Below are 21,276 nucleotides of genomic sequence, written 5' to 3'. Positions count from 1 at the left end.
GACTGCACCGAACCGCGCCAAGCGGCACGGAACGACGGCCGTGACGGTGAGGGCCAGGAGCCCATGCCCGGCAGACTCAGCATGAGCGGGCGGATCAGGGTGGCGGTCCTCGCGGGCGTCGTGCTCGTCGTCCTCGTCGCGGCCGGTGCGTACGTCCTGCGGGTACGGCAGCAGCAGGCGGCGGCAAACTCGGCGCCGGGCGCGCCCCGCGCCGAGCTCGCGACGGTGTCGGCGGCGCCGCACCTCGTCTTCCGCAACACCGCCCTCGGCGAGGGATACGGCCGGCTCGCGCTGGTGCCGCTGACCGCGCCTGCCGGTCCACGCGCGCTGACCGACGTGTCGTGCGAGCGGGTCTACGCGGTCGCCGCGCGGTCGGTGTGCCTGTCGGCGCGCCGAGGCATCACCAACACCTACCGGGCGCAGGTGCTCGGCACCGATTGGGCACCGGCCGGGGAACTGCCGCTGACCGGCCTGCCGAGCCGGGCCCGGCTGTCGCGCGACGGCACCCTGGCGGCCACGACGACGTTCGTCTACGGCGACTCGTACGCGAGCCCGGGCCAGTTCTCGACCCGTACCACGGTCACCAGCCTCGACGACGGCCGGCACACCGACCTGGAGACGTTCCGGCTCGAGGTGGACGGCCGGGCCGTGACCCGCGCGGACCGCAACTTCTGGGGCGTCACGTTCGCCGACGACGACACCTTCTACGCCACCGCTTCGACGGGCGGACGGACCTGGCTGGTCCGCGGCAGCGTCTCCGCGCGCCGGATGACGGCGGTGCGCGGAGACGTCGAATGCCCGTCGCTGTCTCCGGACGGCACCCGCGTCGGCTTCAAGAAGCACGGCGAGCTGCCGGCCGGACGCTGGCGGCTGGCCGTCTACGACCTGCGCACCGGGGTCGAGACCGTGCTTGCCGAGCCGCGCAGCGTCGACGACCAGGTGGTGTGGCTCGACGACGCGACCGTCCTCTACGGGCTGCCGCGGACCGCTGAATCCGGCGCCGCCACCAGCGACGTCTGGGCGGCGCCCGCCGACGGCACGGGGCTACCCCGGGTGCTCGTGCCGGACGCGTGGTCCCCCGCGGTGGTCAGCCCTTCCTGACCGCGATCAGCGACTTGGTCAGCCCGGCGAGCCGCTCGCCGAGCAGCCGCGAGTCCGGGAAGTAGTACCGCATCTGGCTGCGGTCGAGCAGCTCGGTCCAGAGCACGCCGGTCAGCGCGTCGCGCAGGTCGGCGGAGCGCACGTGCGCCAGCGGCCACCGGCGGGCGACCACCGCCCGCGCCCGGACCGGCAGGAACTGCATTCCGGGCGCGATCCAGTGCGGCTCCACCGGGAAATACCGGTACGGCGTCTGCACCCAGTGCGCGGGAGCGAGCCGGTGCACGGACTCGGCGAACCGCAGCCGCCGCTCGTGCCCGCCGACGTGCTCGATGACGGAGTTCGAGAAGACGAGGTCGTAGCGACCGGAGGCGATCCGCTCCGGCAGCGCGCAGGCGTCGCCGGTGTCGACGGTGATCCAGTCGGGCACGTCGGCCGGTGGGGTGTCGATGTTGACGACGTGCACGTGCTTCGGATGCGGCGCCGACCGCGTCCAGGTCCCCGCGTCCCCACCGAGATCGATCACCGACATCTCGGCGAGGTCGGGGAAGACCCGCACCAGCCACTCCCACCGGCGCGCCCGGCGCCGGCCGCCCCAGGACCCGTCGCGGTCGACCACACGTTCCCGAATGGACTGTGAACCCATGCCCGGACCCTAGCCCGCCGCCGGACCGTGCCCCAGGGCCCGCCGCGCCCCGGGTCGCCCATCCGACACGGTGGCGCCACTTTTCGTCCGGCCGGCGGGGTGGACTGACCAATGTGGCACGTCGATCGGTACTCATGGTTCTCTCGCACTCGGCGGACCGCCGGTAGAGTCCCCGTGTCCGGGCCCACGAAGGGGGTTCTGTGCGCAAGCCGATCGCCCTGCGGGCCGCTCTCGGTCTGGCTCTGGTCGCGCTCCTGGCCGCCGCCACCTGGTGGATGGCCGGGCGGAGCAACAGCCAGCGACCGACCGCGGCCCGGGTGCCGCCGAGCGGCGCCCCCGCGCCGGTCGCGCCGGTCACGCCGTCCGCCCGACCGCCCAGCGCGTCGGCACCGAACCCGCGCCCGTCGGTGAGCGTCAGCTCCACCACCACCGCCCGGCCGAAAGCCAGCAGCGCTCCCCGCGCCCGAGCGGGCTTTCCGAACGCCGGCACCACCGGTGTGCCGGCCGGCGTGACGCTCAAGGCGGCGACGACCACCTCCCTGCGCATCCGGAAGGCGGGCACGGTGATCGACCGCGCCGACATCCGCGGCGAGATCAGCGTCGAGGCGAACAACGTCACCATCAAGAACTCGCGGGTGGTCAACGCCGGCAACTGGGGCATCGTGCAACGACCGGAGGTCAGCGGCCTGGTCGTCAAGGACAGCGAGATCCGGGGGAACGGCAAGGACCGGCTGCAGTACGCCATCCTGAATCTCGGCAGCGGCGACATCTCGATCCTGCGCAACGACATCTCCGGAGTCTCCGACGCGCTGTCGACGAACGTCGGGCTCATCGAGGGCAACTATCTGCACGATCCGGTCTACTTCGACGGCGACCACACGGACATGATCCAGTCGAACTCCGGCCCACCGGCGGGACAACGCCTGGTGATCCGCCACAACACGGTCGTCAACACCCTCGAACAGACCGCGGCGATCGCGCTGTTCCAGGACTTCGGCGTCCAACACGACGCGACCATCGAGCACAACCTGCTGGCGGGCGGCGGATACGCGCTGTACGCGGGCGCGGGCAAGCTGGGCACCTCGTACAACATCAGGGTGATCGGCAACGTGTTCAGCCGCGAGGTGTTCGCCAAGAGCGGCCAGTACGGCGCGGTCGCCTACTGGGACTCCGGCGGCAGCGGCAACGTGTGGCAGGACAACGTCTGGGCCGACACCGGCCGGCCCGTCACGGCGGACTGACGAGAGACGGAGCGCCCTCCCCATGTTCGAAGGAAGCCGCGGTGACCTTGTCGTCTACTACTCGGGCAGCCGCTGGGACGGCCCGCCCGGGCACGACCGTCACATGGCCGAGGCCCTCAGCCGCTTCCGTCCGGTGCTCTTCGTCGAACCGATCGTGTCCGCCTTGACCGGCTTCCACCGTCCCGAACTCGCCGGTCTGCTGGACCGGCCGCGGCTGCGGGTGCTGTCGGCGCGGCTGGCCCACCTGGTCACCCCGGTCGTGCCCGGGTTCAGCCGGCCCGCCGTCCACCGCCTGGTGCCGCCGATGGTCCGCCGAGCCACCCGCCGGGCTGTCCAGAAGCTGTACGGATCGACGTCGCGGGAGCCGCTGGCGGCGGTCGTCTGCAGCCGCTTCGGGGATCCGGGTGCTCCGCTGCCGGCGCGGCGCCGGGTCTTCTACGTCACCGACGATCTGGTCGCCGGAGCCGGCATGGTCGGCCTGTCGCGGGACTGGCTGTTGCGCGAGGAAGCCGCCTCCCTGCGCCGGGCGGACGCGGTCGCCGTCGTCTCCGAGTCCATCCGCGAACGGTACGCCCGCGACGGCGTCCACGCGGAGCTCGTCGCCAACGGGTGCCAGCCGGACGCCTACGCCACTGTCGACGAGGCACCGGTCCCGGCCGACGTCCGCCTGCCAGGGCCGGTCGCCGGTCTTCTCGGGCACGTCAACGACCGCATCGACCTCGCCCTGCTGGAAGCGGTCGCCGACACCTCGTCGCTGCTGATCGTGGGGCCGGTGGCGCCCGGCTACGACTCCGCCCGCTTCGAGGCGCTGACGGCACGCCCCAACGTCTGCTGGACCGGGCCGAAGCCGTACGCGGAGATGCCGTCGTACCTGCGGCTCATCGATGTGGGCCTCACCCCGTACGCGGACAACGCGTTCAACCGGGCCAGTTTCCCGCTCAAGACCCTCGAGTACCTCGCCGCCGGCCGGGGGGTGGTCGCCACGCCGCTGCCCGCCGTGACCTGGCTGGACACCGATCTGGTCAACACCGCGTCGACGCCGGCGGCGTTCGCGGCCCGGGTCCGGGAGGCACTCGCCCTGCCCCGTACGGAGGAACTCGCCGCACGCCGGCGGGCATTCGCCCGGGAACACAGCTGGGACCGACGGGCCCGGCAGATCGCCGAACTGCTGGGCGTCGGCGCGGCGGAGGTGCGGCGCTGATGAAGATCCTCGTGTTCGCGCACCGGCTGGAGGTCGGCGGCACCCAGGTCAACGCGATCGAGCTGGCCGCGGAACTGCGTGACGCCCACGGGCACGACCCGGTCCTGTTCGCGACGCCGGGTCCGATGGTGGAGCTGGCCGTCGCGAAGGGCCTGCGGTTCCTCCCGGCCCCGGAGCCCTCCTGGAACCCTTCGTGGTCCCGCATGCGGGCACTGCGGGAGGCGGTCCGCCGCGAGCAACCCGATTTGGTGCACGCCTGGGACTGGCCGCAGTGCCTCGACGCCTACTACGGGGTGCACCTCACCCGGGCGGTGCCCCTGCTCGTCACGGTGATGTCGATGGCGGTGCCCCGGCTGGTCCCGCGTGCCGTGCTCACCACCTTCGGCACTCCTGAGCTGGTCGACCAGGCACGCGCGGCGGGGCGGAACCGGCTCGGCCTGCTCCTGCCTCCGGTCGACGTGCACCACAACGCCCCGGACGCCGCGAACGGCGGCGACTTCCGAGCCCGGCACGGCCTCGGCCCCGACGACACCGTGCTCGTGACCGTGTCACGCCTCGTCGAGCACCTGAAGCTGGAAGGGTTGCGCCGCACCGTACGCGCCATGGCCGTCCTCGGGCGCGAGATGCCCCGGTTGCGGTTCGTCATCGTGGGTGACGGCACCGCGCGCCAGAGCCTCGAGCGCCTCGCCGAGCAGACCAACGCGGCGCTCGGCCGCCGCGCGGTGGTCCTGACCGGAGCGCTGGTCGACCCCCGTCCGGCGTACGCGGCGGCCGACGTGGTCGTCGGCATGGGCGGATCGTCGCTGCGGGCCCTGGCGTTCGCCAAGCCGACCATCGTGGTGGGTGAGCGGGGATTCGTGTCGGCGTTCACCGACGAGACCGCCGATCAGTTCCGCTACCAGGGCATGTACGGCCTCGGCGACGGCGACGAGGGCGACCACCGGCTCACCGCCGAGCTGCGGAGGATCGTCGGCGCGCCGGAACGGTTCGCCGAACTGGGCGCCGTCTCCCGGGATTTCGTCGTGCGCCACTACTCCCTCGAATCCGTGACCCGGCAGTTGGACGATCTCTGCCGGGAGGCGGCCGCGGATCGGCCGGCGCTGCGGGTGCGGGCGGCGGACGGCGTACGCACCGCCGCGGTCCGGGTCGCGGGAGGCGCGGTGCCGCAGGCGCTGCGGGCGAGGATCAGCCGACTCGCGCGGCTCACACCCCGGACGTAGTCGGCACCGCCTGGCGCCGGGTGACTTTGAGCAGCCGGACCAACGGCCACGCCACGATCCCGAACGTCGCCGTGCTGGCCAGGCCACCCACGAGCAGCGTGGCCAGGTCGCCGTCGACGAGCCGGTGCGCGCCGAGGGCCACCGCCACCGCGGCCACTCCGGCGACCGCGGGTCGCCGGGCCGACCGCAGCACGTCCAGCGGCCTTATGCCGAGGGTGGCGAGTGCCGCCAGGTGCAGCGGAACCGCGACCCCCAGGGCGACGAGCACATGGGCGACTCCCGCACCCCGGATGCCGCCGTGCAGGGCACCGACGGTCAGGGCGGGTAACAGGGCGAGGATCCAGCCGCCCTGGATGAGCAGGGTCAGCCGGGCCTTGCCGGCGGCGGTCAGCACGTCGGCGGCGAGCTGCATGGCCACCCGCAGGCCGCCGAGGATCGCGAGGAAGGACAGCGCCCCGGCGGCGGCCGCCCAGCCCGGCCCATAGACGAACCGCGTGGCCGGCAGGGCGTAGACGGCGAGCAGAGCGCCGACCAGCGTCGTCGGGGCCATGATGAGCGTGAGCGAGCGGCAGAAGGCGGCCCTGAGAGCACCCGGATCGTGTTGGAGCCGGGCGAACGCCGGCACCGAGACCCGGGCGACGGCGACCGACAGGATGCTCACCGGCCAGCTCGACAGGTTGAAGGCCAGCAGGTAGAGACCGAGCGCCTCCGGCCCCAGCATGCGCCCGACCACGATGTAGTCGACGTTCATGAGCCCGACCGCCAGCAGCAGCGTCCCGGCGATGGGCAGGCCCGCGCTCAGCACGTGCCGGGCCACCGCGCGGGACCAGCCGGGCCGGAACCGCGCCGGGGCGAACACGAAGAGGAGGACACCGTTGACGATGTTGCCGACGAACCGTCCCCACGCCAGGCTCCAGGCGCCGAAGCCCAGCACGGCCAGGACGATCGACAGCCCGAGCGTCACCACCATGCCGGTCAGGTCCGCCGTGGCCCGCCTGCCCTGCAGGAACGACCGGGTGAGCATCGCCGAAGGGACGGCGAACAGCCCGTTGACCAGCACGGAGACGGCCATCAGGCGCACGATGCCGGCGGCGTCGCCCGCGCCGAGCGCCGTCGCGATCGCGGGCGCACCGAGGAAGGTTCCGCCGGCGATCAGGAAGCTCGCGCCGAGGATGATGCTCGTCGCCGTCGGGGCGATCTCCTCGATCCGGCCCGACCAGCGCACCAGGGTCGGCTCGAGACCGAGGTCGTTGATGTTCGCCAGAATGAGCAGCACCACCAGGGCGACCGTGAACTGCCCGTAGTCCTCGGGCGACAACAGCCGCGCGAGCACGATGCCGCTGAGCACCGTGCCGGCGCGTGTCGCGACGCTGCTGAGAAAGCTCCAGCCCAGGCCCCGCCGGACCACCGTGCCGAATGGCTCTTCCGCGGCCTCGGCGTCCGTCACTGGCCAGGCGTGCCGCGCCGGCGGCCGACGGGCAGCCGCGCCCGCAGCTTGCGCGCGCCCTGCCGCACCCGATGGTGGGTGCTGAGGCGGATGCGCTGGGGCAGCGGAGCGAACGAGTAGTCCGGGTATCCGCGGTTGAACGGCTGCAGATGCCAGTTGTCGTCCGGGTCCGCCTCGGCCAGCTTGCGGAACGCCGCGGCCCGGTGATCGGCCACCTCGAGCAGCTCCCAGTCGGCGGAACCCCGCATGAAGCCGTACACGACCGCCACGGCCGGCATCGGGACGTCGTCGAGGACAAGCACGCCGCCGACCGCCAGCATCCGCTCCACGTAGTGGAAGTCGATGGTGGGATGCGGGAACGAGTGCTTCCCGTCGATGAAGGCGACGTCCACCGGCCGATCGAGCTTCAGCGCGGGCAACGCGGAGTCACTGGTTTCGGCCAGAAACTCCAGGCGGCTCGTGTCCAGACCCAGGGACTCGCAATAGGACCGGATGCGCTCGTGCTCGCCGGGTGCGGGACTGATCGCGGTGTGTTCCGCGCCCGCCGCCGTGAAGATGACCGTGGAGGCGCCGGCGCCCGTCTCGATCGTCCGGTCACCCGCCCGGACGTGGGCGGCCAGCAGCCCCAGAGTGTCCGGGAGAGCGTTCCAGATCCGCGTTCCGCCGGCGTGGAACGCCGGCCCGTCGGTCATCAGTCGGTCCACGATCGACGCTGCGCCGTCCTTCATTGATCCCCCTCATTTCGGGTGCACATCGCAAGATACCGATTTCGATGAGGGGATTCCTCGGCCGTTCAGCCGTGCTTCCGGCGCCCGGCAGACAACGCTTGTGAGCGTACGGGTGCGGAATTGACCGCACAGTCGTATCCATGACTGCCGATCGCGGTTTTCTCCGCTAGGAACCGAACCATCGGGGCGTGGACGTGCGGACCGCCCGGGACGGATGGGTGAACCGCCAGAGCGTGCCGCAGATTCCGATCAGCATTCCGAGGGTCAGTGAGTACGTCGTGTAGGTGAGTGAGTCGAAGGTGTAGGCGATGAAGAGGGCCACCACCTGCGTCGAGATCAGCACCAGGCAGAGGTGTCGGTCGGCGGGCTCGGCCGAGCGGCGGAGTGCTATCGCGGCGAGCGCGATCGCGGTCAGGTGCAGCACGGCGAGAACCGCCACGCCGACGGCGCCGGACTCGAGGGCGGTGCGTAGCCACTGGTTGTCCAGGAACTGGTACATCGGGGGTTCCCAGGTGCCGGTGCCCCGGCCCCACCACGGCCGCTGGCTGTAGTAGTAGCCCACCATGGCGTAGCGCTCGGTGCGGACCTCGATGCTGGAGTCGTCGCTCGCGCCGGCGAAGATGTCGTAGAACATGCGCACTGTCGACGGCTGGACCGCCGACATCGCGACCACGGCCGTCAGTCCCATGGCGATCACGTTGTATCGGGTGCGCCAGGTCCAGAGTGGCATCAGGATCAGGATCGCGATGACCACCGAGATGATGCCCGTACGGGAGATGGTGACGAGGATGCCCGCGACGATCAGGAACGCGGCGACGCCGAACCGGCGGCGGCTGCGCAGGGTGGCGGCGAACTTGGCGAAGTGGATGGCGATCGGCAGGGCGAGGGACAACGTCGCGGCGAGCTCCAGATAGTGCGTGGTCGTGGCGGCCACCCGCAGCCCGCCGCCGCGTTCCTGATAGCCGGGAACGCCGAGGTTGGACAGACCCGGCACCGTCATGTATTCGACGATGTTGACCGGCAGCGCCTTCTGCAGCAGGCCGATGACCGACATGTAGACGCAGCACCAGACGAAGACCTGCAGGGCGACGCGGAGCCGGTCCCAGTTGGAGATGCCGTCCGCCGCGACCAGGATCGCGCCGATGAAGGCGGCGCCGCCGGCCAGCAACGCCCGGTCCGCGGCGTTCGCCTCCAACGGCGTCAGCCCGCGTTCGAAGCCGATCACGTACGAGATCAGCAGGGAGAGCAGGTAGAGCAGGACGGCCCAACGCACCGGCTGCGGGCCCGGCATGGCGAGCCGGGGATTGCCTCGGGTGCCGACCCACCAGCAGAACATCACCACGCAGACCACCGTGCCGGGCCGGCCGACGTCGGCCGACGTGCCGGGCACGATGAGCCGGGACGGGATCAGGGTGAGCAGGCAGATCGTCAGCCCGAAGGCCAGGGCCGCGTCCAGGCGCACCCGTCGGCGCCGCGTCGCGTAGGTCTGCTCGGCGAAGCGTGCCGGCTCGAGGTCCGCGGCGTGGAAGGCCGGTGCGGTCACGGTCATCTACCGCGATCGTCGTCGGCTCCCGACTCACCGGCACGGGGCGAACGGGGCAGGAGAATGGTCGCGTCGGACGAGGCGGCGGACGACGAGATCACGACGGTGCCGGCATTCCTGCCGTTGCCGACCGAGGGGTGCCTCGTGTCCCTGTCGCTCTTGCGGTCACGGTCCTGCGCGAATTGTCCCAGCTGGGTGGTCTTCTCCCAGTCCTCCGGCACGGAGACGTCCGGGTTGGATCGCTGGCGCACCATGGGCGGCACACCCTCACCCGTCCCGGTGGCCGCCGACCTGGGCCGGCGCCGCCGGCGCAGCAGGGCGTCGAACAGGATGGTCACCCCGCCGGTCATCAGGATGCCGATCGCGAAGACCACGACCACCGCGCGCTTGACCTTGCCGCCCGGTCGCTTGACGTTCTCGCCCTTGTCGAGCCGGTAGGCGGTGATCATGTCGGCGGACTTGACGCCGTACTGCTTCTGGAGCATGGCCACGGACTGCTCGTAGTGGCTCGTGATCAGCGCCGTGGCCGACACCGCCTGCTCGAGCGTCGGTGCGATGACCTCCACGATGGCGACCGGATTGCGGTCGCCGATGGTGATCTCGAAGCTGGCGCTGTCGTCCTGGACCTTCAGCTGGTCGAGGAACGTCTGGTCCTGGGTGGACACCATGGCGGCGTTGCTCAGCGAGGTGATGCCGAGCGCGAGCCACGGATTCTGCGCCTGGGCGGCCTTGGCCGGATCCGACACCGCGGTCGGCGGGATCAGCTGGACATACGCGGTGATCGCGTAGTCGGGCTTGATCGCGACCGCGGTGTACGCCGTTCCGGCGATCGTCAGCAGCAGCAGAGTGACCGAGACATACCAGCGCCGGACCAGGAGCTTGGTGAGGTCCCAGAAATCCATGCCGTTCTCCTCTGCCGGTTGCGCTTCGGCGGAGTCGCCAGCGTGCGGCGCGCGTCCGGACGCGCTCGACCGACCGTCTCCCCAGGAATTACGGCCGACACTAGCGTCGAACCGCGGCGTCAGCCATCCGTCATCGGGATCGATTGAATCGGACAGCCGACACTGTGTATCCGCTAGCGGCTCATCCGCCGGCGGCGATGAAGATCGTGTCGACCCAGAAGTTGTGGTTCGTCGTCCCCGACGGGAACCCGGCTCCGTACCTGTAGCGTCCGCCCTGCGGCGGCACACGCAGTGGCACGTTGTTCGCTCCCGACGAGAGCCCGTTCAGATCCACGGCGTAGCGCCCATCCGTCATGGCGTACGACACCACATAGGTCGTACCCGGGGTGATGGTGACCGGGGAGGAGAACAGCATCGTCTGCCATCCGGAATCGGATTCGCTGACGAAGGTGCCGGTGGCCAGGAGCGCGCCCGAGGCCGACCACAGCGAGCCGGTGTGGGTGCCGCTGTTGTCCGAACCCTTGTAGTACCGCACGCCATGGACCGCGCCCGCGGCGTCGGAGGTGAAGGCCATGCCGACCTCGATGGCCGCCGGGTCGTTCCACTGCGGGTTGACCGGGGTCGCCGAGGCGGGGAACACGGTGACGGCACCGGGCGGAACCGGCGGCTGGGGCGGCTGCGGCTCGGTCGGGGCGGCGACGAACAGCGGGTCGACCCAGTAGTTGGTGCTGCCGAACGAATTCGTCGGGAAGGCGTCCGAGCCGTACACGTACACGCCGTTGTTGCCGGCGGGGGCGCTCAAGGGGCCGTTGGTCCACTTCGCGTTGAAGAAGCCGCCGGTCGCGGCGTAGTTGCCGCGCGGGGCGAAGTACGACGCCACGTAGGCCGTTCCCGCCGTGACCCGCACAGGCTCGGTGAAGTACACGGTCTGCCAGCCGCTCGACGACTCACTGACGAACGTCGCCGAGGCCAGCCGGGTGCCGGTCGACGACCAGACGCTGCCGACGTGCGTACCGCCGTTGCCGGTGCCCTTGAAGAAGCGCACGCCGATCACCGAGCCGTCGGCGCTCGGGGTGAACCGCACGCCGAGCGTGATGGCCCCGGAGTCCCTGACCGCCGGCACGGCCGGCGTGTCGACGGCGGAGAAGAGCTTGCTGACCGTGGTCGAGGCCGGGTCGGTGGTGAACGTCCACGTCTGGGGCGCCGCCATCGCGTTGCCGTTGGTGTCCGACGCGGTCACCGTGGCGGTGAACCGCTGTCCGGGCGCGAGTGACTCCGCCGGGGCGAACCGGGCCGTCTTCGAGGTGGCGTCGTACGAGGTGGACCCGGCGACCGGGGCGTTGCCGGCGGCGGCCAGGGTGAACTGCACCGTGGCCGCGTTGATCGGCTTGCTGAAGGTCGCGGTCGGCTGCGCCGAGACGGGCACGTACACGGCGTTCGGCGTCGGCGTCACCGAGGTGACGGTCGGCACCGTCAGCGCCGACGAGTCGAACAGCACGTCGACGTAGTAGTTGGTGGCGTTGTACGAGCGTACGGGGAAGTCGCCCGGCGCACCGTACACGCCGTTGCCGGCCGAGTCCTGGCTGCGCGGCGAGCTCAGCGGCGACGCGACGTACGGGCTGTAGGCGAAGGCCCACGGGTCCGCCGCGTAGTGCCCGTTGGGAGCGCTGTACGACGCGACGTAGGTCGTGCCCGCGACCACCGGCACGGCGGGCGAGAACATCAGCGTCTGCCAGCCGGTCGCCGTCTCGCCGGTGAAGGTGCCGCCGGCGAGCAGGTCACCGTTCTCCGACCAGAGGCTGCCCGTGTGGGTGCCCGTATTACCGGCGCCCTTGTAGAAGCGCACACCCTTGACGAACCCGTCGGTCTGCGGGAGCACCTTGACGCCCAGCTCGGCGGCGGAGGCGTCGCCGGACGCGGGGGTGCCGGGGACCCGGTTGCCGAACAGGCTGGTCGAGCCGGTCAACGCGAGCGCCCGGGAGGCCGCCGCGCCGAGGTTCGCGCTGTCGTCGGCGGCCCGCACCTTGATGGTCGTCGCGCCGTCGCCGGTGACGGTGCCGGCGTACGACCAGTTCGTGGTCCCCGTCGCCGGATGCCAGGTGGTGCCGTTGTCCAGCGAGACCTCGACGCCGGCCACCACCCCGCCGGCGTCGGTCGCGGTGCCCGACACGGTGATGGTCGCCCCGTTCGCGGCGGAGGCACCCGAGGCCGGCGAGGCGATGGTCACCGTCGGCCCGGTGGTGTCCGTGGAGGCCGTGGCCGCGACGAGCCCGCTCATCCGCGTCGCCGGCTGCACCCTCATGTCCGCCAGGAGGTTCACCGTGGCCTGCTGCATCCGGAGGTCGGCGGGCGCGACCGGGTCGAACGAGCTGTCGTGGTCGGCGTCGAGCCCCCACGCGTACTGCACGGTGCCGGCGCCGAACACCAGGGCGCCGCTGGGCACCCGGTAGAGCGTCATGTGGTGGGTGGTGGTGCCGGGGGTGACGACCTCGCCGAAGTCACGCAGGTACTCGGGGGTGTCGCCGGTGGTCGTCGACAGCCGGATCAGGCCGGCCGGCCGGAACCCGTTGTCCAGGTCCTCGTCCGATTCGTACCCGACGGTGTGCGGGGCGAGCGTCGCGGTGGCCCCGGTCGTCTGGGTGGCCACCGAGGTGTTGCGCCAGAACCGGTTCTTACCCTGTGCCGCCGGGACCCGCATGGTGAGGTCGGTGCTGTTGGCCATGAAGGCGGTACCGGTCAGCGCGTTCTCCGGCCGGCCGCCGTTGGCGGGCGGGCTGAAGCGCGGATCGCGCCAGGTGCCGGTCCACTCGGCGGTGGGGTCGCTCTTGCGGCTGTCCCACGTCTCCTTGTAGCAGACCAGCGTGCGGTGGCCGGCGTTGGCGCCGTCCTTGCTGCTCTCCCACCGGGTCTTCCAGTAGACCTCGTTGCCGCTGAGGAAGGCGAGGCTGGTGCCGGCGTCCCGGGCGGCCTCGACCGCCGTGCGCTGCGGCCCCGACCAGTACTCGTCGTGGCCGACGGACAGGAAGACCTTGTGGTTCTCGATGAGGCCGCCGCGACGGTCACTGTCGACGTCGGTGGTGTACGTGACGTCGTAGCCGTTGCGCTCCAGGAAACGGATCGCCGGATACTCGGTGCTGAACAGGAAGTCGCGCCCGTCGAAGGCACCCCGAGTGGCGAACGGCCGGTTGTAGCTGATCTTGGTGGCCCGGCCGTTGGGCCCCGAGTAGAAGTTCGCGCCGCCGTAGTTGTTGTAGGCCTGCCAGGTGGCGTCGGAGGTCTTGAACAGGACGTCGGACGTGCTGGTGTCGTCGCGGACGACGAACGTGACGTGGCTGGCGCCGCCGTCGTCGGTGCGGGTCAGCAGGGCGAAGTAGACGCCGGAGACGGCGGTCGCCGGCACCGGCCAGCTGGCCGACACGGCCCAGGTGCCGCAGTCGTAGATCTGCGTCGGCACGTCGGTCACGCACTCGGTGTTCTGGTTCTGGGCCGGGAACGTGCCGGACAGCGACGTCACCTTGCGGGCGCCGTTGCCGCCGTAGTAGCCGAGCCGGTAGATGTCGATCGTGTAGGCGTGCTCGGCCCGCACCTTGAAGCTCGCCGTGCCGCCCGCGTTGACGCTCATGTCCGTCGCGAAGCCCTGCAGCGTCTCGTCGCCCGCGCCGGTTATCTGCCAGACATCCGGTGCGGTGCCGGGCTTGGCGTTCTCGCAGACGACGGGATTGGGCGAACAGGCGGCCGCCGACGCGGCTCCGGACACGCTGCCGACGGCGCCGGCCGCGATCAGGACGCAGGTGGCGCCCATCGCCACGAACCTGCGCAATAGGCCTGCTGTGTCCATGATGTCGAGCCTCTCCGATGAGGAATGTGTTTTCCTCCGCCGATCGGAGGGTGCGATTCCACCATTCAGGTCAGGTGTCGCTCAGGTGTCGCGAAATTGCGTGGCCGAAGTGCCCGCTGTCCATACCCGACAATAGAGTCCCGACGCATTGCGGGTACTCCCCCGATAGGGCAGAGGTAACTCCGGGGAATGTCGGATAACGGACCGGCTTTATTCGGCGGAGTCGGGCAAATACGCCACAGAATCGTCTAGCCGAGTGCGGCGGTCAGTGCCGCCGCCACCGTCTCCTGTTGGGACGCGGTGATCTGCGGGTAGATGGGCAGGGACAGCAGTTCGGGCGCGGCGGCCTCGGCGTTCGGGAACGATCCACCCAGCGCGGCGAAGGCGCCCGTGCGGTGCACCGGCACCGGGTAGTGGATCGCCGCGCCCACGCCGGCCGTGTGCAGGCGCGACAGCACCTCGTCGCGCCGGGCGGGCGTGCCGTCACCAGGAATTCGTACACAGTAGAGGTGCCAGACGTGGACATTGCCGTTGAGCGTCTCCGGGAGGATCACGTCGAGGCCGGCGAGGAGCTCGTCGTAGCGGACCGCGGCGGCGCGGCGGCGCTCGTTCCAGGCGGCCAGGCGGGCCAGCTTGGCCCGCAGGACGACCGCTTGGAGGCCGTCGAGGCGGCTGTTCACGCCGATCAGGTCGTGGGTGTACCTGGTGAGGCCGCCGTGGCTGCCCAGGGTGCGTACCGTGGTGGCGAGCTCCGGCGACGCGGTGACGACCGCGCCGGCGTCGCCGTACGCGCCGAGGTTCTTGCCCGGGTAGAAGCTCGTGGCGGCGATGCCGCCCACGCCGGCGCCGCTGCCGTGGCGGGTGGCGCCCTGGCACTGGGCGGCGTCCTCGACGATGGCCACGTCGCGTCCCTCGAGGCCCGCCCGCAGCCGCTCGACCGGAGCCAGCTGGCCGTAGAGGTGCACGGGCACGACGGCCCGGGTGGCGGGCGTGACCGCGGCGAGCGCCGCCTCGACGTCGATCAGGTACGTGCCGGGTACACAGTCGACGAGCACCACGCGGGCACCCGCGCGGGCCACCGCCTCGGCGGTGGCGATGAACGTGTTGGCGGGCAGGATCACCTCGGTGCCCGGGCCAACGCCGACGGCGCGCAGCGCCAGTTCGAGGGCGTCGGTGCCGTTGGCCACGCCGACGCAATGCTCCAAGCCCGAGAACGCGGCGTACTCCCGCTCGAACGCGGCCACCTCGGCACCGCCGACGAACGCGGTTTCGGCGAGGACGCGCTTGAAGCCCGCCTCGACCTCCTCGGCCACCTCCGCGTGGGCGGCGGCCAGGTCGACGAGCGGAATACGGGTCATGGATGTCAACTCCTCGAGGCGTCACGTAGCTTGCGGGCCGGGTTGCCGGCCCAGATCTGACCCGGCGGAACGTCCCCGAGCACGACGGAACCCATGCCGACCAGCGACCGGGCGCCCACGGTCACTCCCTCCCGGAGGAGGGCGCCGGCCCCGACGTACGCACCGGTGCCGAGGACCACGCCGCCGCCCAGCCGGACGCCGGAGGCCACGGTCGCGTAGTCGCCCACCCGGTCGTCGTGGGTCAGTACGGCCTGGGGCATGACCGCCACGTGCGCTCCGACGGTGACGTCGGCGGTCAGCACCGTACCGGCCAGCAGCACACTGCCCGGACCGACCAGGCTGCCGGCGCCGATCTCCGCGGCCGGATGCACGACCGTGGCGTACCGCTCCCCCGGCAGGCCGAGGCGCTCCACGATGCGCTGCCGCACGTCGTAGGCGCGCGGGTTGCCCACGCACACCACGACCGCCGCCTCCGGCATATCGAGCACGCTGTCGACTCCACCGAGGATCGGCAGCCCGGAGCGCGTGGTGCCGTGCAGCGCGGGGTCGTCGTCGACGAATCCGCGGACCCGCCAGGTCGCCGCCGCGGCGGCGGCCGTCTCCCGGGCGAAGCCGCCCGCACCGACGATGACGAGATCTCTCACCGGCTGGCCAGGTCGCGCAGGATGCCGACGATGTGGTTCTGGTCGTCCTCGGTCAGCGCGTGGTGCAGCGGCAGGATCAGCGAGTCGCGGGTCAGCCGCTCGGTCACCGGCAACGGTCCGGGCGTCACGTCGGCGTACGCCGGCTCGAGGTGCGCGGCCATGATGCCGCGCCGGGCGGACACACCGCGAGCGGCCAGCTCCGCCAGCGTCTCGTCCCGGCCCGTGCCGAACGACGGGTTCAGCAGCACCCAGAACGACTGGTAGTTGGTCTGCCCGTACACGGGGTCCCGGACCGGCACCAGGCCGTCGATGCCGGCGAGCAGGTCCTGGTAGCGGGCGGCGAGCGCCCGGCGCTGCGCGACCAGAGCGGGCAGCCGGCCCAACTGCACCAGACCGACCGCCGCCTGGATGTCGGTCATCCGGTAGTTGTAGGCGGTCTCCAGGTACGCCTCCTGCACCGGCTGAGCGCTGGCGTGCCGGTCGGCGGCGGAGACGCTCATGCCGTGCTCGCGCAGCTGGCGCAGGCGCGCGGCCCACCGGGCGTCGTCGACGGTGACCATGCCGCCCTCGCCGGTCGTGATGAGTTTTCGCGGGTGGAACGACCAGGCCGCGATCGCGGCACCGGCGCCGGCCGGTTGCCCGTACGCGGTGGAGCCGGCCGCGCACGCGGCATCCTCGACCAGGCATACACCCCAGCCGTCGGCGGCCTTGCGCAGCGCCGCGGTGTCGAACGGCACGCCGCCCTGGTGCACGGCGATGACCGCCCGGGTCCGCGGCGTGGTTACGGCGTCGATCGTATCGACCGTGAGGTTGCCGGTGGCGAGGTCGACGTCGGCGAAGACCGGCGTCGCGCCGACGTAGCGGACCGCGTTGGCGGTGGCGATGAACGACAACGACGGCACGACGACCTCGTCGCCGGGCCCTATCCCCAGCACCACCAGCGCCAGGTGCAGCGCGGTGGTGCAGGAGCTGACCGCGACGCCGTGCCCGGCGCCGACGGTCGCCGCGAACTCCTGCTCGAAGCGGGCGACGCGGGGACCCTGCGCGACCCAGCCGGACCGGACGGCGTCGGCCGCCGCCTGTGCCTCTTCCTCCCCCAGCAGGGGAACCATGACGGGAATCATCGGGACGCCCGCCACCAGTCCACCAGGCCCTGCAGGCCCTCCCGCAGGCCGATCTCGGCGCGGAAACCCAGCTCGCGCTCGGCCGCGCCGGTGTCGGCCAGGCGGCGGGTGACCCCGTTGACCGCGCGGGCCGGACCGTGTTCCGGGGCGAGGTCGGATTTCATGACCTCGCTGAGCGCCCGCGCCAGGTCCTTGAGGCTGGTCTCGGTGCCGCTGGCGATGTTGAACACCTTGTCGGTGACGTCGGCGCGGGCGGCCAAAATGTTGGCGCGTGCGATGTCGGCGACGTGGACGAAGTCCATGGTCTGCAGGCCGTCGCCGAGGATCAGCGGCGCGGTGCCCGACTCGATGCGCTCCATCCAGCGGATCAGCACCTCGGTGTAGAGGCCGTGGACGTCCATTCGGGGGCCGTACACGTTGAAGTAGCGCAGGGCGACGTAGTCGAGGCCGTACATGCTGTGGAAGCTGCGCAGCATCGCCTCGTTGAAGGCCTTCGCGGCGCCGTAGAAGGTGTCGTTGTTGTACGGATGGTGCCGCTCGGTGGTGGGGAACTCCTCGGCCAGGCCGTACACCGACGCCGACGAGGAGACGACGACCTTGGTGACGTTCTCGGCCGCCGCGGCCTCGACGACGTTGAACGTGCCGTCCACCAGAACCTCGTTGGCCAGCCGCGGTTCCTCCGCACACTGGGTGATGCGGATGGCGGCGAGGTGGAAGACGAGGTCCTTGCCGGCGGTCACCTCGCGTACCAGAGCGCGGTCCCGGATGTCGCCCTCGATCAGCCGCACCGGGCCGTTCGCCGTCGCCCGGGCCAGGTTTTCCCGCCTGCCGCGCACGAGGTTGTCGAGGACGACGACCTCCGCCGCCCCGCCCCGGACGAGCTCGTCGACGACGTGCGAGCCGATCGTGCCCGCCCCGCCGGTGACCAGGGCACGCGCGCCCTCGATGTCCACGCCCGTCACGCCGCACGCCTCTCGTTGAGCTCGATCATCGTTCCGCCCTCGCCCAGGCTGCGCGAGGCGGCCCGCAGGATCTCCAGGACGCGCAGCCCGGACCGCCCGTCGGTCAGCGCGGGCGTGCCCGTGGTGATGGCACGCGCGTACTCGTCCACCATGGTCCGCAGCGCCTCGCGCTCGGTCAGCGCCGGCGCGACCATGTCACCGGACCGGTAGGAGACCAGAATGTCGCGGCGCTGCTCGTCACCCAGCTCCTCCGGCGACGCGACGTCGACGCCCCGGTCGTAGATGGCGAGCCGCTGGCTGGGGTTGAGGTCGTCCCAGACCAGAGTGCGTTTGGAGCCGCCGAAGATGGCCGTACGGACCTTCACCGGCGACAGCCAGTTGACGTGGATGTGCGCGATCGCGCCCGTGTTGAGCCGCAACGTCAGATACGCCACACAGGCCCGGCCGGCGCCGATGCCGTCGGCACCGTGCGCGGCGACGGCCACCGGGGTCACGCCCGGCGGCAGCACGAAGTCGAGGATCGACAGGTCGTGCGGCGCCAGGTCCCAGACCACGTCGATGTCGCGCTGCACCAGCCCCAGATTGATCCGTACGGAATCGAGGAAGTGCAGCTCCCCCAGCTCGCCGGAACGCAGCAGCTCGCGAATGCGCAGCACCGCGGGGGTGTAGCAGTAGGTGTGGTCGCACATCAGGGTCAACCCGCGCCGGTCGGCCTCCTCGACGAGCCGCCGACCCTCCTGGACGGTGGCGGCGAGCGGCTTCTCGATGAGCACGTTCTTGCCGGCCCGCAGGGCGGCCATCGCGACCGACAGATGCGTAGCGGCCGGGGTGGCGACGGCGACGGCGTGCACGGCGGGGTCGGCGAGGATCTCGTCCAGGTCGGCGGAGACCCGCACGGTGGAGTAGCCGCCGATCACCCGCCGTGCCCGCTCGACGTCGAGGTCGCAGAGCCAGCGCAGCCGGAAGGCGGGAGCGGACTGGAAGTTGCGGACCAGGTTCGGGCCCCAGTAACCGGCTCCGACAACGGCGATTCCGATGGGTTCGTCACGCACAGAACATCCGTTTCGTTCTGGAAGCCGGGGCTTCGTCGGGAAAGCGAGAACGCGCGCCGGTGCTGAGTCGACCGTGGACGGTGGCACGGATGCCGACGCCGGTCGATGGGAAGCTACCGACCCCCTCGTGCCCGCCGCCAGATCATTGACGGAATTACGGCGGAGCCGGGAGGGCAAGCCGGTACCTTCGGTTGCCGGCGCCGCGCCTGTCGGTCAGTGACAGCGCCGCCCTTCGGCCACATTGGGCGCTGGGGTCGGTATTCCGACACGAACGGGTACCGTCCCGCCACTACCCTGACCCCGCTCAGAAGGGACCACCATGACCGACGCGATCCCCGCCCGCGGCGGCGTGACCGTCGCGCCGACCGCCGATGTCGACGCGCGGGCCACGATCGGCGCGGGCACGCGGATCTGGCACCTCGCCCAGATCCGCGAGCACGCCGCCCTCGGCCGCGACTGCAATGTCGGCCGGGGCGCCTACGTCGGCCCCGGTGTCGTCGTCGGCGACAACGTCAAGCTCCAGAACCACGCCCTGGTCTACGAGCCGGCCCGGCTCGGCGACGGCGTGTTCATCGGCCCGGCCGCGGTGCTGACCAACGACGAGTACCCGCGCGCGGTCACGCCCGACGGCCGCCCGAAGACCCACGCCGACTGGACCGCCGTCGGAGTCACGATCGGCGAGGGCGCGGCCATCGGCGCACGCTGCGTGTGCGTCGCGCCGGTGACCGTGGGCCGCTGGGCGCTGGTGGCGGCGGGCGCGGTCGTCACGAAGGACGTGCCCGACTTCGCCCTCGTCGTGGGCGTGCCGGCCCGCCGGGTCGGCTGGGTCGGCCGCGCCGGACGCCCCCTGACCGACCGGGGCGACGGCGTCTGGCGGTGCCCGGAGACCGGCGCCGAGTACGTCGAGATCGACGGCCGCCTAGTGGAGAAGTGACCCCGTCAACCACGCGTCTCGAAGGTGACCGGAAGCTGCTGCAGGCCGCGGAGCACGCTGGGGCGCCACCGGAGTTCGGCCGGATCGGTCGCCGCGGTCAAGGCGGGGAGCCGCCGCAGCACGGCGCCGATGCCCTCCACCGCCTCGACCCTGGCCAGGGCCGCGCCGAGACAGAAGTGCGGGCCGTGACCGAACGCGACGTGGGGATTGTCCGCGCGGTCGAAGCGGACCTCGTCGGGACGCTCGAACCGTTCCGGGTCGCGGTTGGCGGCGCCGGTGGACAGGATGACGATCTGATCGGCCGGAATGGTCGTGCCGCCGATCTCCACATCGGTCGTCGTGTACCGCGCCACGCCGGTCATCACGGGCCCGTCGAAGCGGAGAAACTCCTCGACCGCGGCCGGCAGCAGACTCGGATCGGCGCGCAGCGCTTCCCGCTGATCCGGCCGCCGCAGCAGCAGCCACACGCCGGTGCCGATCAGGTTGACCGTGGTCTCGTGGCCGGCGACCAGCAGCAACAGGGCCATCGAGATGAGTTCGGAATCGGTGAGCCGCTGCTCCTCGCTGGCGGCCACGAGGTCGCTGAGCAGGTCGTCGTCGCGGCCCGCCGGCTTGCTCGCCACCAGGTCGGCGAGGTAGTCGCGCAGCCGGCCACGGGCGGCGTCGGCGAGCGCCACTCCGGCCGCGTCCACCGGAGGGCGCAGCAGGTCGGAGCTCTGGCGGCTGAAGTAGGCGCGGTCGGCGAAGGGCACGCCGAGCAGTTCACAGATCACCGCCACCGGCAGCGGGAAGGCGAATTCCGCGACGAGGTCGGCGTGGCCGCGCGGAACGATCGCGTCGAGCAGACCTTCCGCGAGATCGCGCACCCGCGGCCGCATCGCCTCGACCCGCCGGGCCGTGAACGCCCGCGACACCAGGCGGCGCAGCCTGGTGTGGTCGGGCGCGTCGGTGGTCAGCATGGACGGCAACGCGTTGCCGGTGAGACGTGCCGTGCGGCCCGGCTGCCCGGTGAGCGTGCGCGGGTCGCTGGACAACCGCGGATCTCCGGCGGCGGCGAGAACGTCACTGTGGCGGGTGACCATCCAGGCCTCGCTGCCGTCGCGCAGCCGGATCCGCTGCACCGGACCTTCGGTCCGCAGGTGGTTGAGCCAGGGGTACGGGTCGGGGCGCCGCTCCAGGTCAGCGGGTACGGGGTGCACGGGAAGTAGGGCGCTGTCGGCCATCGGGACTCCTTGCACGCGTCATGGACGGACATCTCTGTAACGAGCGTTCCAGACAGATCGAGGCCCGTCTACGCGTCTGCGAATGGTGCCAACCGCGCACGGCGGCCTATGGTCA

Annotated in this window: 17 protein-coding genes; 5 read left to right on the top strand and 12 right to left on the bottom strand. The window is 71.6% G+C overall.

Going from position 1 to position 21,276, the window contains the following annotated elements; translation table 11 throughout:
* Nucleotides 1–63 precede the first annotated feature (63 nt).
* A complete protein-coding gene (locus tag AB0M36_RS06615) occupies nt 64–1,101 on the top strand; it encodes a hypothetical protein (protein ID WP_364153421.1) in 1,038 nt (345 codons plus the stop codon).
* On the opposite strand, the gene AB0M36_RS06610 is transcribed toward AB0M36_RS06615, so the two are convergent.
* Nucleotides 1,088–1,744, bottom strand: a complete 657-nt coding sequence (locus tag AB0M36_RS06610) for a class I SAM-dependent methyltransferase (protein ID WP_364153418.1) — start codon at nt 1,742–1,744, stop codon at nt 1,088–1,090. The two genes, AB0M36_RS06615 and AB0M36_RS06610, sit on opposite strands and share 14 nt — an antisense overlap.
* Before the next feature lie 200 nt (nt 1,745–1,944).
* On the opposite strand from AB0M36_RS06610, the gene AB0M36_RS06605 reads away from it, so the two are divergent.
* The 3 genes from AB0M36_RS06605 to AB0M36_RS06595 are packed head-to-tail and all read left to right on the top strand — an operon-like array spanning nt 1,945 to nt 5,406.
* Nucleotides 1,945–2,985 (top strand): hypothetical protein, encoded by a 1,041-nt coding sequence (locus AB0M36_RS06605; protein WP_364153416.1) that lies wholly within the window; start codon nt 1,945–1,947, stop codon nt 2,983–2,985.
* A 22-nt stretch (nt 2,986–3,007) separates the two neighbouring features.
* The gene (locus tag AB0M36_RS06600) at nt 3,008–4,186 is read left to right on the top strand and encodes a glycosyltransferase (protein ID WP_364153413.1); all 1,179 of its coding nucleotides are present in this window, start codon (nt 3,008–3,010) and stop codon (nt 4,184–4,186) included.
* On the top strand, nt 4,186–5,406 hold the full coding sequence (locus AB0M36_RS06595) for a glycosyltransferase family 4 protein (protein ID WP_364153411.1): 1,221 nt from the start codon (nt 4,186–4,188) through the stop codon (nt 5,404–5,406). The genes AB0M36_RS06600 and AB0M36_RS06595 overlap by 1 nt, the downstream gene beginning before the upstream one ends.
* Here the strand turns inward: AB0M36_RS06595 and AB0M36_RS06590 are convergent.
* The 10 genes from AB0M36_RS06590 to AB0M36_RS06545 all read right to left on the bottom strand — a co-directional run bounded on the left by AB0M36_RS06590 (nt 5,390) and on the right by AB0M36_RS06545 (nt 19,004).
* Nucleotides 5,390–6,853 (bottom strand): lipopolysaccharide biosynthesis protein, encoded by a 1,464-nt coding sequence (locus AB0M36_RS06590; RefSeq protein WP_364153408.1) that lies wholly within the window; start codon nt 6,851–6,853, stop codon nt 5,390–5,392. The genes AB0M36_RS06595 and AB0M36_RS06590 overlap by 17 nt on opposite strands.
* Nucleotides 6,850–7,581 (bottom strand): class I SAM-dependent methyltransferase, encoded by a 732-nt coding sequence (locus AB0M36_RS06585; protein ID WP_364153405.1) that lies wholly within the window; start codon nt 7,579–7,581, stop codon nt 6,850–6,852. The genes AB0M36_RS06590 and AB0M36_RS06585 overlap by 4 nt, the downstream gene beginning before the upstream one ends.
* A gap of 166 nt (nt 7,582–7,747) precedes the next feature.
* Nucleotides 7,748–9,130, bottom strand: a complete 1,383-nt coding sequence (locus AB0M36_RS06580) for an O-antigen ligase family protein (protein ID WP_364153402.1) — start codon at nt 9,128–9,130, stop codon at nt 7,748–7,750.
* Entirely contained in the window at nt 9,127–10,026 is a 900-nt protein-coding gene (locus AB0M36_RS06575; protein ID WP_364153399.1) for a hypothetical protein, read from the bottom strand. The genes AB0M36_RS06580 and AB0M36_RS06575 overlap by 4 nt, the downstream gene beginning before the upstream one ends.
* Nucleotides 10,027–10,207: 181 nt before the next feature.
* On the bottom strand, nt 10,208–13,864 hold the full coding sequence (locus AB0M36_RS06570; RefSeq protein ID WP_364153396.1) for a DUF4082 domain-containing protein: 3,657 nt from the start codon (nt 13,862–13,864) through the stop codon (nt 10,208–10,210).
* 248 nt (nt 13,865–14,112) lie between these two features.
* The gene (locus AB0M36_RS06565; RefSeq protein WP_364153394.1) at nt 14,113–15,222 is read right to left on the bottom strand and encodes a DegT/DnrJ/EryC1/StrS family aminotransferase; all 1,110 of its coding nucleotides are present in this window, start codon (nt 15,220–15,222) and stop codon (nt 14,113–14,115) included.
* Nucleotides 15,223–15,227: 5 nt separating this feature from the next.
* Entirely contained in the window at nt 15,228–15,866 is a 639-nt protein-coding gene (locus AB0M36_RS06560) for a NeuD/PglB/VioB family sugar acetyltransferase (protein WP_364153392.1), read from the bottom strand.
* Nucleotides 15,863–16,978, bottom strand: a complete 1,116-nt coding sequence (locus AB0M36_RS06555; protein ID WP_364153389.1) for a DegT/DnrJ/EryC1/StrS family aminotransferase — start codon at nt 16,976–16,978, stop codon at nt 15,863–15,865. The genes AB0M36_RS06560 and AB0M36_RS06555 overlap by 4 nt, the downstream gene beginning before the upstream one ends.
* Before the next feature lie 8 nt (nt 16,979–16,986).
* Nucleotides 16,987–17,952 carry an NAD-dependent epimerase/dehydratase family protein gene (locus AB0M36_RS06550; RefSeq protein WP_364153387.1) on the bottom strand — a complete coding sequence of 322 codons (966 nt, stop codon included), beginning with the start codon at nt 17,950–17,952 and terminating at the stop codon, nt 16,987–16,989.
* The gene (locus tag AB0M36_RS06545) at nt 17,949–19,004 is read right to left on the bottom strand and encodes a Gfo/Idh/MocA family oxidoreductase (protein WP_364153385.1); all 1,056 of its coding nucleotides are present in this window, start codon (nt 19,002–19,004) and stop codon (nt 17,949–17,951) included. The genes AB0M36_RS06550 and AB0M36_RS06545 overlap by 4 nt, the downstream gene beginning before the upstream one ends.
* A 319-nt stretch (nt 19,005–19,323) precedes the next feature.
* Between AB0M36_RS06545 and AB0M36_RS06540 the strand changes: the two genes are divergently transcribed.
* Nucleotides 19,324–19,938, top strand: coding sequence for an acyltransferase (locus AB0M36_RS06540; protein WP_364153382.1), 615 nt, complete (start codon nt 19,324–19,326; stop codon nt 19,936–19,938).
* Nucleotides 19,939–19,943: 5 nt separating this feature from the next.
* Here the strand turns inward: AB0M36_RS06540 and AB0M36_RS06535 are convergent, their stop codons facing one another.
* Entirely contained in the window at nt 19,944–21,161 is a 1,218-nt protein-coding gene (locus AB0M36_RS06535; RefSeq protein WP_364153379.1) for a cytochrome P450, read from the bottom strand.
* Between the last annotated feature and the right edge of the window lie 115 nt (nt 21,162–21,276).

This window comes from Actinoplanes sp. NPDC051346 (assembly GCF_040682215.1).
Taxonomy (GTDB): Bacteria; Actinomycetota; Actinomycetes; order Mycobacteriales; family Micromonosporaceae; genus Actinoplanes.
Note: the sequence above shows the minus strand (reverse complement) of the source record. Positions and strands in the feature narration are given on the sequence as shown.

Bases quoted from the DNA above. Each gene is read 5' to 3' on its own strand.
- AB0M36_RS06585 (WP_364153405.1), bottom strand. From the start codon at position 7,581: ATGAAGGACGGCGCAGCGTCGATCGTGGACCGACTGATGACCGACGGG.
- AB0M36_RS06570 (WP_364153396.1), bottom strand. From the start codon at position 13,864: ATGGACACAGCAGGCCTATTGCGCAGGTTCGTGGCGATGGGCGCCACC.
- AB0M36_RS06575 (WP_364153399.1), bottom strand. From the start codon at position 10,026: ATGGATTTCTGGGACCTCACCAAGCTCCTGGTCCGGCGCTGGTATGTC.
- AB0M36_RS06600 (WP_364153413.1), top strand. From the start codon at position 3,008: ATGTTCGAAGGAAGCCGCGGTGACCTTGTCGTCTACTACTCGGGCAGC.
- AB0M36_RS06555 (WP_364153389.1), bottom strand. From the start codon at position 16,978: ATGGTTCCCCTGCTGGGGGAGGAAGAGGCACAGGCGGCGGCCGACGCC.
- AB0M36_RS06535 (WP_364153379.1), bottom strand. From the start codon at position 21,161: ATGGCCGACAGCGCCCTACTTCCCGTGCACCCCGTACCCGCTGACCTG.
- AB0M36_RS06580 (WP_364153402.1), bottom strand. From the start codon at position 9,130: ATGACCGTGACCGCACCGGCCTTCCACGCCGCGGACCTCGAGCCGGCA.
- AB0M36_RS06565 (WP_364153394.1), bottom strand. From the start codon at position 15,222: ATGACCCGTATTCCGCTCGTCGACCTGGCCGCCGCCCACGCGGAGGTG.
- AB0M36_RS06610 (WP_364153418.1), bottom strand. From the start codon at position 1,744: ATGGGTTCACAGTCCATTCGGGAACGTGTGGTCGACCGCGACGGGTCC.
- AB0M36_RS06615 (WP_364153421.1), top strand. From the start codon at position 64: ATGCCCGGCAGACTCAGCATGAGCGGGCGGATCAGGGTGGCGGTCCTC.
- AB0M36_RS06540 (WP_364153382.1), top strand. From the start codon at position 19,324: ATGACCGACGCGATCCCCGCCCGCGGCGGCGTGACCGTCGCGCCGACC.
- AB0M36_RS06595 (WP_364153411.1), top strand. From the start codon at position 4,186: ATGAAGATCCTCGTGTTCGCGCACCGGCTGGAGGTCGGCGGCACCCAG.